The organism is Anaerobacillus sp. 63XJN7_5_ISO-PGPR-S23-430 (genome assembly GCF_056173695.1).
In genome coordinates, this window is record NZ_CM149686.1 from 3,304,773 (window position 1) to 3,317,378 (window position 12,606).

Sequence of the window (12,606 nt, forward strand, 5' to 3'; positions counted from 1 at the left end):
ATAAAATACTTTCTCATTTCTTTCCAGTTCCGTCGTTTATTAGTTCTGCACCGAGTAATTTAATAAAGATTCCAGAAATTATGGCAACACAGATGAATACAACTACTGAAATAGCTGAACCTTCACCAAAGTTTGTCTGAGTAAACATCAATGTATAAGCGAGCATCGAGATCGTTTCGGTTGAATTCGCTGGACCTCCGCCAGTTAATACATAAATTAAGTCAAACACTCGGAATGCATCTAGAGTACGGAATAAGAGAGCAACGAGAAGACTTGTTTTCAAAAGTGGTAATGTAATCGTTACAAACTGCTTCCACTTATTCGCTCCATCAATTGATGCGGCTTCATAGAGGGAAGATGGGATCGTTTGCAGTCCTGCTAGAAGAAGTAAAGCCATATATGGTGTCGTTTTCCACACATCAGCGAAGATAACAGAGAACATTGCACCTGTATCCGTAGTGAGAAGCATCGACATGCGATCGATCAATCCAACATCTTCAAAGAGCTTCGCTACAATACCGTTTTGACCATCATAAAGGAACTTCCACATGAGGGCTGCTACCGCTGTTGGAATCGCCCACGGAATTAGGATACTTGCACGAATTAATCCTCGCCCTAAGAAAGCTTTGTTAATAAGGAGAGCAATCGCTAGACCAAGTATGAGCTCAGCTAGAACAGAAATAAATGTAAATACACTCGTGTTCCAAAGAGACTTCCACATCCGCTGATCAGTTAAATTTTCTTTGTAATGCTCAAGTCCAATGAAGTTCGGTTCAACAACAATTTCAGTTAGTGCGGATGATAAACCAACAATCTTATCGCCTTTTTCCAAACTTCCATTTTCATTGATCGACATTAAATCATTATTGATTGTTTTAACGGAAGACGTAAAATCCTCTGCTACGCTTTCATCAATTTCAACGTACTTCATATCGTCAGGAATATTTTCAAACTTGTCTAGCTTTTCATTAATCACGTCATAATTTTCTGCTGCTTGCGGGTTTTCTTTAATACTGGCATCGAGATTTTCTAATGTTGTTTTCATCTCGGTCAGCTCTTCACTTGAATTTCCATTATCAATTTCAGAATTAATTGCCCCGACTAGGAAGGGATAGTTTTGCAAATAGCGGTCCAGGTCAATTTGATAATCGAGATGGACTTCTGATTTAGTTGGTTCATTGAGACGAAGGTCGAAAAGACTAAAATAAAATGACTGGAAAACTGGCCAAATAGAAATTGCTAGAATTAGGATCAGTGCTGGGGCAAGAAGTAAATAACCGACAACCGCATCGTTTTTTTTCTTCTTTTTGGGCTGTTTCTCCACTTTAATAGGCTCTTTTGGATCGATATCTGTCTGCATACCAACGCTCCTCTCTTTAGGAAAAAGTGTCTTGTTGCTCACTCAGTTAAGATCGCAACTAAACACCGCTTTTTGATACTATGAAATTTCTTTCAAAGAATATGTAGGAAAGACATTAGCCTTCGTATTGAAGGCTAATGACCTTCTCTATTATTTTTCTAGCTTTTCATTCATTTCTTTTTCCATTGCAGCCGCTGCTTCTTCAGGAGTTTCTTCTCCTGCGATCGCTTTAGAAATGTGAATTTGAATGATTTCAGAGATTTCAGGGTAGTTTGGTGCTACCGGACGTGAAACCGCTGCTTCAAGAGCTGTTTGGAATCCTTCTTCTCCAAAGAATGGGTTCGCTTCGATAATTTCTTCATCTTCGAACAGAGCAGGAATTGTTGGAGCGTGTGAACCTTTAATTGCATCAATTTTTTGTCCTTCTTTACCAGTCATAAACTTCAAGAACTCCCATGCTTCTTGAGGATGTTCAGAGAAATTATTGATGGCTGCCATCCAACCGCCAAGGGCTGAAGCAGAACCAGCGTCACCTTCAGGAAGTGGAGCTACTTCTACGTTTCCAACAATCTTAGACTGTTCTTCATCATTCGCAAGTGCGAATTGATATGGCCAGTTACGGATAAATGGAGATTGACCTTCAATAAATGCAGTATGAGATTCTACTTCAGTAAACGTATTGATGTTACCTGGAACGAAATCAGAGTTTGCGATTTCAACCATTTTTGAAATACCTTTGATCGCTTCAGGGCTATTGATAACAACTTCTCCATTCTCATCAATAAACGCACCGCCGTAAGAACCGACAAATTCAACTGCGTTTGTTACAAGACCTTCATATTGCTTCGCTTGCATGAGGTAACCAAACTTCGTACCGTCTTCACCTTTTAACTCAGAAGCTTGAGTCATCAAGTCATCCCACGTTTTTGGAGCTTCAGATACTAAGTCAGAGCGATAGAAAAGCATACCAGTATCAATAAATTTAGGCATCGCCCACTGCTTTCCGTTAAATGTTGCTGCCGTAACTGGTCCCTGGTTGTAATCGTCCATGTTAATACCGTCTTTTTCAATAAAACGGTCTAATGGAAGCACATATCCTGCTTGAGCGAATTCAGCTGGCCATATTACATCGATATCGAATACATCAATTTCTGATGATTCAGCGTTCAACATTGTGACATAAGCATCATGCTGTGCTCCTGTGTCGGTCGGCATCTCGCGGAATTCGATTTCGATATTCGGGTTTTGCTTCATAAATTCCTCAACCATTACATCGGTTGCACCTGTTGCATCTTTACCACGCGCATAAACGAGTGTTACTTTCTCTTCGTCACCTGAACTTGCATTTTCATCACCAGAACTGTTGTTATTACTTGAAGAATTGTTTGAAGAACTACATGCCGATAGAACTAGGATAAGAGCCAAAACGATAAAAAGTAGTTTACTATTCTTCATAATTCGCATAATACTAAATCCCCCTTAGATTTGGTTGAAATCGATTTCAAAATTGTAATCGATTTCAATAAACAAGTTAACGCTTACATTTATCGCAAGTTATGTAGAGTTACGAATAACAAGCGATAGTGGTAATTCTTTAACACTTTGAGTTGTACGCTCACACTGCCCTTTTAAACAATCAATAAAAATAGACATAGCTTGTCCGCCAATTTCTGCACCGGGTTGATAAATGGTTGTTAGCTCTGGTTCAATTAAGCTGGCAATTGGCTGATCGTCAAATCCGAGTATCGCTATATCTTTCGGAACATCTAATCCATTTCGCTTTGCTTCCTTCACCATTGCAGCTGCCACTTCATCTCCTCCGGTAAAGATAGCCGTTGGTCGTTCAGTTAATTCAAGAATTTTGTTAAACGTTCTTACACCGTCTTCCATTGTGTATGTATCTTGGAAGATCCATTCTGGCTTTATTTCTAGGCCAGCTTCTTCAATCGCTTGAAAGACTCCTTTACGGCGATCATTAGACAACCCGCTTGTTGAGCCCATACAATAAGCAATCCGCTTATGTCCTCGCTCAATTAAATGCTTTGTTCCTAAATAACTCCCCTGAACTTGATTCAATCGAACCATTGGTACCGTCGCATCGTGATGATATTCATTACAAAGTATAATCGGTCCATGTGCCGTGTAGGACTGAATTTCTTCCCAATTATTTTCAATCGAAGTGAAAATAACACCATCAACTTGCTTCGTCTGTAACAAATTCAAGTATTCGAGTTCCTTCTTTTTACTAGATTTCGTCTGACAAATGATCAATTGAAATCCATTCGCTTCAGCCACGCTTTCAATTCCATTAAGAACCAGTGTAAAAAACGGATTCGTTAATCTTGGAATTAACACAGCTACTAGATTTGTTCTTCGATTTCGCAAGTTTCTAGCTGATGTATTAGGAAAGTAACCTAGTTCCCTCATTGCCTTATGAACTAATTCACGCTTGTCTTTAGTTACGTGTGGATAATCATTGATGACACGTGACACAGTCGCTCGTGATAGACCTGTATAGTGTGCGACATCAGCAATTGTTGCCATGTTTCATCCTCCTCAGAAAGTACAAAAGAACCTCCCTTCGTTTGTAACCGATTTCATGAAATCGATTACAAACAGCATAACGTAAGTTTACAGAATCTTCAACATTATTTTTTTGAATATTTTAACCATTTTATTTTTTTAGCTGTATTTCTCTTAAATATTTATAACTCTGAGTCACACTTTCAATCGGATCAACATCACATTCATCCTGCTCAACAACCCACCATTTTACGCCGCATGCCTGCCCCTGCTCCACTACTTCCTGAATCGCAATGTTACCAGTGCCAAGAATAGCCGTTGCTTCTCTCTCATCATCCGAGCGGTCCTTTAAATGAATGATTGGTGTTCTACCTGAGAACTTTTGCATCCACTCAACTGGATCATGACCAACCTGGTTAAGCCAATAAATATCAAATTCAGCCTGAATGGAAGAATGCGCCTCTAAAATTCCGAACAGCTCACTACCTTCAATACTTCGACCAAGTTCAAAATCATGATGGTGATATCCTAATTCCATTTGATGCTCAGTACAAATTTCCGCTGCATTCTTCATGATCTTAGCTACCTTTAAAAAGCCCTCATGACTTCTTCTTTCAGGTGGAAGCCACGGGCAAATAATTCGGCTGTTTCCAAGTACTTTTTGTTCCTCTATAACAGTTTCCAAATCGTTTTCAATCCGCTCAATCGGGATATGATGTCCAATGACGCTTAACCCAAGTTCATCTAATTTGTTTTTCACCTCTGATGGTTCATATCCATGCAATCCTGCAAGTTCAACACCTTCGTAGCCTATGGCCTCTACTCTTATTAACGTTTCGAAGAAATCCTTGTCACATTCGTTTCTCAACGTGTAAAGTTGTAACCCAACTCCAATTTCAATCATGTGTGACACTCCTTTTCATAATTAGAATAGACATTCCATTCTTCCTGGCAAAGTCGATCAATTTGTAAATTTACAAATTGATCGTTTGAATGTTAACTCTCATAGAAGATAAATTTTCTTCACCATCACTGTGTTCGATGGAACGACTAAAATCCCTTTTTTTAGACATAAAAAAAGAAATTTTTCATTATTGAATCTGGATTAAGGTTACATTTAAAAAGCTCATAAATTGTTCAGAGAGCTTAAGGCAAAACCTATAATGGAAAGAGAGTATTAAAAAAACTCCCCCACACGTTCAATAAACAATTGAACGTTGGAGAAGCTTTAAGATACGGGTCATGACTCACCCTATCCGATATTTAATTTCTTAACAATTCTCCGGCGTACCAGCGTTGGTCGCTGTTTTAAACGAAGAACCACAGCCGCATGATGCGATCGCGTTCGGATTATCGATGGTGAATCCGCCGCCCATCATGTTTTGTTTATAATCAATATTCACACCGTTTAAAACGGGTGCGCTTTCGTTATCCATAATAATCGTTACGCCATGCTGAGCGTCGAGAGCTTGATCATCTTCCTTCATTTCTGTATCAAAGCCCATGCCGTAGCTTAAACCAGTACAGCCGCCACCTTTAACACCTACGCGTAAATAAAGATTGTCGCCTTCTTCTTGCTTCATCATTTCTTTTACCTGTGCTGCTGCAGCTTCAGATAAATGGATCATTTAAATCCCTCCAATCACCGTAATGCTACTATTAGTATATCGTGCTATAGAACTAAGCTCAACAATTGAACACTATCAAACAGAAATACTCACTTCGCTAGCCTGATGATTGTATTTCAACTGTAATATCAGATTATGCTTCTTATCAAGTTTTTGACCATATGCCAATAGTTCCGGGTAATTCAAGCCAAGTACTATATCGGCTTGAGTCATTTTTGCGCATAGAATTTCACGCCGTATCTTTTCACAGTCGGAGTCTTGAATGATCCTTCTATTCATAACCACTTATTATTCTAAATCAATATCCTATCATTTACAAATATCTAGTTATTTCCCTGTATAATAAACTCCAGTTGATATCGTCACTGCTGGACCTGTCATCCAGATGTGATCATCTTCATCCCACGTAATTTCCAGATCGCCGCCTGCGAGATGAACTGTCACCTCTGTACCCTTTAATGTTTTGTTATTTAATACGCCTGCTACTACTGCTGCACATGCGCCTGTTCCACAAGCTTGAGTAATACCAGAGCCTCTCTCCCATACTCGAAAATGGTATTCACTGCTAGAGACTACTTCAACAAATTCAACATTAATACTTTCTGGGAATAGCTGATGATCTGTAAAATAAGGTCCTGCTGTTGTGAGAGGAGCCTTTTCTATATTATCGACAAACATCACCATGTGAGGATTCCCCATCGATACTCCCGTCATTTGAAGCGGTTCTTCTTCAAAAAACACCGTTTCATCAATAACTTCGTCTTCTGAATTTCCGATCATTGGAAGACTTCCTCTTGTCCACTCCGGTCTCCCCATATCAATCGTAACAGTCTCCACACGATCACCCGCTAAATGAACTTCTGCCTGTACAAGTCCTGCTAGCGTTTCAATGGCAAATTTCGTTGAAGAAACCAGCTGGTTTTCATATGCATACTTAGCTACGCAGCGGAGGCCATTGCCACAGTTTTTCCCTTCAGAACCATCTTTATTAAAAATTCTCATCTTCACTTCTGCTTGATCGGATGGGCAAATCAAGATCATTCCATCCGATCCTATACCAGTGTAAACATCCGATACTTCTCTTGCGTATTGAGGAAGGTTCTTTTCTTCTAACTTTTGCTCAAATAAGTTGATGTAAATGTAATTGTTACCAAGACCATGCATTTTTGTATATGTTATCTCTTGCAATGCTTTCACTCTTTCTATATTTTAATGGCTCTTTCGAACAGCTTCTGTCGTCCAGAAATAATCACTATCAATTTTCTCAATCATGAGCTTGCCGTTACAGCAAGGCATCACGAGTCTTGTTTTGATTTCTTCACAACCTTGTTGGTAATCTCGTTCTGTCATAGGCGTTAAAACATTCTCACTATGACAAAATGGACAATGCGGAACATAGACGTCCCCCATCATACGATCATATGGCAATGTATGTTCAAAGCTACTCACGAGTGATCCCCCCTGTCTATTATTTAGACAAGTATACCGTAAAACAGGCAAAAAACAACACCGCTTCGCCTTCCGTTTTCAATACAACCAATCAAAACGATATAAAAAAAAGCCTCTATAAAAGAGGCTTTCAAAATTAGAAAATTAGCATACCTGCGATTGCAGCATTTAAAAGGTTTGCAAGCGTACCTGCAAGGATTGCGCGCATTCCAAGCTTTGCAATTTCAGGACGACGTTTAGGCGCTAGACCTCCAAGGCCTCCAAGTAGAATAGCAAGAGAAGAGAAGTTCGCAAATCCACAAAGAGCAAAACTGATAATCGCAACTGATTTGTCAGTTAGGTTCCCAGCACTAATTTCTGGACCGAAAGAAGAGAAAGCTACAAATTCATTAAGAATTAACTTCTGTCCAATGTAGTTACCTGCTTGAACAGCATCTTGCCACGGAACACCAATAACAAAGGCAAGTGGTGAGAAGATATACCCAAGAATTTGCTGAATCGTTATGCTTCCTGCGCCAAACCATCCACCTACTGCTCCAAGTAAACCGTTTAGCAGGGCAATCAATGCGATAAACGCAAGAAGCATCGCTCCAACGTTTAAAGCAAGTTTCAGACCGTCTGATGCACCATGTGCAGCAGCGTCAATCACGTTTACGTGATCTTCGTTTCTTTCCATCTTAATTTCTTTCGCTGTTTCTGGTGTTTCAGTCTCTGGCATGATGAGCTTAGCCATTAACAATCCACCTGGTGCTGCCATGAAACTTGCCGCTAGTAAATACTCAAGCGGTACACCTAATAAAGAATAACCAATTAGGACCGAACCAGCTACCGAAGCAAGTCCTCCTGTCATAACTGCAAAAAGTTCTGATTTCGTCATTTTATCTAAATAAGGTTTGATGACAAGTGGCGCTTCTGTTTGACCAACAAAGATATTTGCAGTAGCTGAGAGTGACTCCGCTTTACTTGTTCCAAGCGCCCATGAAATTGCTCCACCAAGAATACGGATAACCCACTGCATAATTCCAAGGTAATAGAGCACAGAAATAAGAGAAGAGAAGAAAATAATGATCGTTAGTACTTGAAATGCAAAGATCATTCCAATGTCTTCATTTCCAATTAAGCCACCGAAAAGGAAGCCAATTCCTTCATTTGCATATCCAATAATATCCTGAACGAATAGTGATAGTTGTTTTAAAGCAGCTTTACCCGCTTCCCATTTTAATACTACAAATGCAAATGCAACCTGAATGGCAAGTGCACCCAGTACCGTACGTAGGTTAATCGCTTTGCGATTTGTAGAAAAGATTAGTGCGATGGCAAATAACACAGCCATACCACCGAATCCCCATAAAATTTGCATATTTTACACCCCTTGTTAATTATTGAACCCGTTTATAAGCATAGCCTACCCCATTACCAGATTTTAAATAGAAATATTATAGCAATTAGCTAAATACAGCGCTTACAAACAGTGTTTTGTTATCTGAATATTCGACATTTTTCGCGTGTACGCGGAAAATAAAAAGTCCGTTCTCTCTCTATTAGACTTCAATGGACCTTTGTCATTATAACACAGAAACTGAGCAATGAAAGCCCTTAATTTTCATCGATTAATTTTCGCATTATTTTCTCTATTAAAGCTTCAGATGTATCCGCATTTACTAAACGTCCATCTACGATAGCAAAAGACTCAGAGTAGCAGTTCCCACAATAACCAAGACAGCCGTAGTCAATTAATTCAATATCGTGGATCTTCTCCAGGGCCTCCCATACGAGCTTATTCTCTCTCAAGTTTCCCGCACAAAATTCGATTGTCTTCACAGTAAAGCCACTCCTCAGTTAAGCATTTAAGAAATGTTATTGTACATAAGTCACAGTTTCGCTATACTTTTAACTGTCATAACATAATGAATCGTATAACTATATTATAGCGCGTGTCGCTTCCTTTTTTCTTCCTAATTCATCATTTCTTCTTCATCTTTTCTACTTATTATAGGGAGACAGCGTTATGCAATTTTATTAAAGGGGACCTCTTATCATGAAAAGGCTAGTGCTATTAGGCGGCGGATACGGTGGTATGCGTATCCTACAGAAATTATTTGCATCTGATCTACCAGAAGACCTCACAATTACGCTTGTTGACCGCAACCCTTATCACAGTATGAAAACCGAATATTATGCCCTTGCCGCTGGAACAGCAAGTGATCATCACATACGTGTTCAATTCCCAGTTCATAAGAAGCTAGAAATCAAATACGGCGAAATCACTAGTATAAATCTAGATTCAAATGTCATTCACCTAAATGACGATGATGACCTTGCATATGACACGCTCGTCATTGGACTAGGATGCGAAGATAAGTATCATAACGTACCAGGTGCAGATGTTCATACTCTAAGCATTCAAACGATTGATTCATCTCGAAGAACGTATGAAGTATTGAACAACCTCGGCGCTAAATCTGTCGTTGGTATTGTTGGTGCAGGACTTAGTGGAGTGGAGCTAGCAAGTGAACTTCATGAAAGTAGGCCAGATCTTCAAATTAAGCTATTTGATCGAGGACACACTATTCTTTCTGCCTTCCCAGAACGACTTGGAAAATACGTTCAATCCTGGTTTGAGGAGCGTAATGTAGAAGTTGTTAGTGAATCAAATATTACAAAGGTCGAACCCAATACGCTCTTTAATCATGGAGAGCCTGTCCACTGTGATTCAATTGTATGGACAGCTGGCATCCAGCCTAACAAAATCGTAAGAGATCTTGACGTTGAAAAAGATGCCCAGAAGCGTATTGTATTAAATGACTATCATTCTGTTCCAAGTCATGAGAATGTTTTTGTTGTAGGAGACTGTGCAAGCTTGCCACATGCACCAAGTGCTCAGCTTGCTGAGGAACAAGCAGAACAAATTGCTCTCGTATTGCAGAAGCAATGGAAAAAAGAAACGCCACCTGCGCTTCCACCAATTAAAATCAAAGGAACGCTTGGCTCACTCGGAAGCAAGCATGGCTTTGGTGTCATGGCGAATCGTCCACTTACTGGCCGAGTTCCTCGTCTACTCAAGTCAGGTATATTATGGATGTATAAGAATCATAACGGTTAATAAGGTTGACCTTTATAAGAAGTAAATATACTTTTTCGTAAGATAAAACCCGTGAACAAATTTGTTCACGGGTTTTATCATTTAAGCCGTTGCAGAACGGTCTTCTAGAACAGCATATAAGTCTTTTAATTTAGGGTTACCTTCTGACACAATTTCATTTCGGACGACAACAACTGGATAGAACAGATCTTCATCAATCACTTTTGAAGCAAAAGCCGCCTCATAACCGGAGAGTTTACTATGAATGTCAATATATCGAACGACTATTTGGCGATCAGGATACTTGCGGTCGAGGGCCGCTTTAAGCCATTCAGCCGTTTCTTCTGAAGAAGGCAAGTTTACACAGCTTGCACAGCGCTCACCTGCTCCATAGACGAGTACTTCTTCCATGGTGAAAACGTCCTTTCTATTCAATCAATTTACCTTCATTGTACCCTATTCCTATCATGTAGAAAAGAAGCATTCGCCTTTTTCATGTTCCAATCTTGTATATGGATTCATACCATGATAAAGTTAGGATGAGAATTATAATCATTCTACATTAGCACATAGATTTTTAACTTAATCATTAGTATAATGGAAGTATGAAGGGAGTCGATGAATGATGCAAGAGCAAGTACAAGATGTATTGAATAAACTACGTCCATTCCTTCTGCGTGACGGTGGAGACGTAGAGCTTGTAGACATCGAAGAAGGCGTAGTTAAAGTACGTTTAATGGGAGCATGCGGCAGTTGCCCTAGTTCCACTATCACACTTAAAGCAGGTATTGAACGCGCACTTCTTGAAGAAGTTCCTGGCGTAACTGAACTCGAGCAAGTATTTTAAACCAAACACATCCACCCCCTCTGTCATGGAGGGGGTTTTTATTTTTAACTTAACCAATCTACTCTTCTCATTTGCTTGCCATATTCACCCATCAATTCCTGAAACAACAAACGGTACATTTCCTCCCTTTCTCCTTCTCTTCTCACAAGTTGCTTTAAATTCACAAAACTTTTTTCTTTCTCCTTTAAATTGCCATCACTATAGTAATGCTCCACTGTCTCTACATATGGAAGAGGGAATAACAAACGAGCATACAGTAGATTCCAGTCCATTTGAGTTAACGTACGCCTCTCATGATAATTCCACATAAATTGCCTGATGCCTTCAAAATTCCCCTCGCCCTCAACTAGCTCATATCTAATCCACTCAGCAAGATCTCTCGCTGGATGGTCAAGGATGAGATCATTCGGAAATAGCCCTTCAGATGTACGGTGATAATTGGCTGTATACCGATTAAACGCAAGAGTTCTAATCTGAAATGGATTCATTCCCATGTCAATACCACAGTCCACAATGTACTGAATCGCATTCTCTGATAAGCCAGAATAATAGGGGAATGTTTCTATAAACCATTCATCAAATTCTCTGAGAGGCTGAGTCTGATTCTTCAATTCCTCACGAAAAGATTCAAGTTGGTCTATCCTGTACTGCCACCGCATCTGCCAAGGTTGAATTTCTGGTAATTCACTATAAGCTGCTAGGAGATTACCTGCTTTCCTATGAAATAGCGCTAGCCGACTCCCATCATTGTGATGAATGCGAATATTTCGATCATACGGTTTTTGATAAAGAACATACGCCTCATTCTGAATTGTCTCTATATACTTCCCTCTTCTTGAAGAAATCGGTAACATTGTAGGTTCATTCTGTTGATTAAGAAAGTTTGCAACCATTACATACCAGGGAAATTCACTTTCTTGTTCACTTAATGCACGTCTTAAAATAAATTCAGATTGATCAGATGTACGAAGCAAATATCCACTATTTTTAACATTATGTTGATCTATAACGATTCCATATTGATGAAAAACCTCTCGTTCAAGCATATTGACCCTCCGGCAATTCGTCTTAATACCGTACTATATGCCCCGCGCGCCCAATCGGTGTAAAGTAGTCACAGAAGTTTAGTGTCATATTTCTTCCTGACTTACCATATACTAATATAATCAATAACATCCAATACCAATTTACTATAAAGTTAGGTGGGACAAGAATGGGCCAAGAACCTATGGACCTTGTAGAACAAGCAGCGAGAAGTAAATTAAAAGAACGTGGTGTCGAGATCAAAGATATCGCAGACCTTGTTTTCTATCTCCAAGAAAAATATCACCCTAACCTTGAAATGGAAACTTGCATACAAAATGTAGAACGTGTACTTTCAAAAAGAGAAGTGCAAAATGCAGTGCTCACGGGAATTCAGCTTGACGAACTTACGGAAAGAAAACTGCTAGATCAGCCTCTACAAGATATATTAATGAAAGATGAAGGACTATATGGCGTAGACGAAATCATCGCTCTTTCAATTGTAAATGTATATGGATCGATTGGCCTTACGAACTATGGTTTTATCGATAAACAAAAGCCTGGTATTCTCGAAAAGTTAAATGATAAATCCAGTGGTGCATGCCATACCTACCTCGACGATATTGTTGGAGCTATTGCGGCAGCTGCATCTAGTCGACTTGCCCATAGAGCTCAAAAAACAGAATAATGGCAA

Annotated in this window: 14 protein-coding genes; 3 read left to right on the forward strand and 11 right to left on the reverse strand. The window is 39.5% G+C overall.

Annotated features, from left to right (window positions below; genetic code table 11):
• Nucleotides 1-13 precede the first annotated feature (13 nt).
• The 9 genes from AC0VYJ_RS17260 to AC0VYJ_RS17300 form a co-directional block, all read right to left on the reverse strand.
• A complete protein-coding gene (locus tag AC0VYJ_RS17260; protein WP_430241766.1) occupies nucleotides 14-1,360 on the reverse strand; it encodes a carbohydrate ABC transporter permease in 1,347 nt (448 codons plus the stop codon).
• Nucleotides 1,361-1,510: 150 nt separating this feature from the next.
• Entirely contained in the window at nucleotides 1,511-2,824 is a 1,314-nt protein-coding gene (locus tag AC0VYJ_RS17265; protein WP_226615069.1) for an ABC transporter substrate-binding protein, read from the reverse strand.
• A gap of 90 nt (nucleotides 2,825-2,914) precedes the next feature.
• A complete protein-coding gene (locus AC0VYJ_RS17270; RefSeq protein WP_430241768.1) occupies nucleotides 2,915-3,904 on the reverse strand; it encodes a LacI family DNA-binding transcriptional regulator in 990 nt (329 codons plus the stop codon).
• Between the two features lie 130 nt (nucleotides 3,905-4,034).
• Nucleotides 4,035-4,787, reverse strand: coding sequence for a sugar phosphate isomerase/epimerase family protein (locus AC0VYJ_RS17275; protein ID WP_475365728.1), 753 nt, complete (start codon nucleotides 4,785-4,787; stop codon nucleotides 4,035-4,037).
• A 367-nt stretch (nucleotides 4,788-5,154) separates the two neighbouring features.
• Complete coding sequence (locus tag AC0VYJ_RS17280; RefSeq protein ID WP_283153732.1) at nucleotides 5,155-5,511, reverse strand: HesB/IscA family protein; 357 nt, start codon at nucleotides 5,509-5,511, stop codon at nucleotides 5,155-5,157.
• Between the two features lie 327 nt (nucleotides 5,512-5,838).
• The gene (gene dapF, locus AC0VYJ_RS17285; protein ID WP_430241772.1) at nucleotides 5,839-6,699 is read right to left on the reverse strand and encodes a diaminopimelate epimerase; all 861 of its coding nucleotides are present in this window, start codon (nucleotides 6,697-6,699) and stop codon (nucleotides 5,839-5,841) included.
• Between the two features lie 21 nt (nucleotides 6,700-6,720).
• Nucleotides 6,721-6,960, reverse strand: a complete 240-nt coding sequence (locus tag AC0VYJ_RS17290) for a hypothetical protein (RefSeq protein ID WP_226615075.1) — start codon at nucleotides 6,958-6,960, stop codon at nucleotides 6,721-6,723.
• A 136-nt stretch (nucleotides 6,961-7,096) separates the two neighbouring features.
• On the reverse strand, nucleotides 7,097-8,320 hold the full coding sequence (locus AC0VYJ_RS17295) for a NupC/NupG family nucleoside CNT transporter (protein WP_404683161.1): 1,224 nt from the start codon (nucleotides 8,318-8,320) through the stop codon (nucleotides 7,097-7,099).
• A gap of 236 nt (nucleotides 8,321-8,556) precedes the next feature.
• A complete protein-coding gene (locus AC0VYJ_RS17300) occupies nucleotides 8,557-8,781 on the reverse strand; it encodes a DUF1450 domain-containing protein (protein ID WP_475365729.1) in 225 nt (74 codons plus the stop codon).
• A gap of 217 nt (nucleotides 8,782-8,998) precedes the next feature.
• On the opposite strand from AC0VYJ_RS17300, the gene AC0VYJ_RS17305 reads away from it, so the two are divergent.
• A complete protein-coding gene (locus AC0VYJ_RS17305; protein WP_283153730.1) occupies nucleotides 8,999-10,063 on the forward strand; it encodes an NAD(P)/FAD-dependent oxidoreductase in 1,065 nt (354 codons plus the stop codon).
• An 81-nt stretch (nucleotides 10,064-10,144) separates the two neighbouring features.
• On the opposite strand, the gene AC0VYJ_RS17310 is transcribed toward AC0VYJ_RS17305, so the two are convergent.
• Entirely contained in the window at nucleotides 10,145-10,453 is a 309-nt protein-coding gene (locus tag AC0VYJ_RS17310) for a DUF1462 family protein (RefSeq protein ID WP_194218999.1), read from the reverse strand.
• A 211-nt stretch (nucleotides 10,454-10,664) separates the two neighbouring features.
• Between AC0VYJ_RS17310 and AC0VYJ_RS17315 the strand changes: the two genes are divergently transcribed.
• Nucleotides 10,665-10,889 (forward strand): NifU family protein, encoded by a 225-nt coding sequence (locus tag AC0VYJ_RS17315; protein WP_194218998.1) that lies wholly within the window; start codon nucleotides 10,665-10,667, stop codon nucleotides 10,887-10,889.
• 44 nt (nucleotides 10,890-10,933) lie between these two features.
• Here AC0VYJ_RS17315 and AC0VYJ_RS17320 read toward each other — a convergent pair whose 3' ends face one another.
• Nucleotides 10,934-11,935, reverse strand: a complete 1,002-nt coding sequence (locus tag AC0VYJ_RS17320; RefSeq protein ID WP_430241778.1) for a protein kinase family protein — start codon at nucleotides 11,933-11,935, stop codon at nucleotides 10,934-10,936.
• Between the two features lie 167 nt (nucleotides 11,936-12,102).
• Between AC0VYJ_RS17320 and AC0VYJ_RS17325 the strand changes: the two genes are divergently transcribed.
• Complete coding sequence (locus AC0VYJ_RS17325) at nucleotides 12,103-12,600, forward strand: phosphatidylglycerophosphatase A family protein (protein WP_194218996.1); 498 nt, start codon at nucleotides 12,103-12,105, stop codon at nucleotides 12,598-12,600.
• Nucleotides 12,601-12,606: the final 6 nt, after the last annotated feature.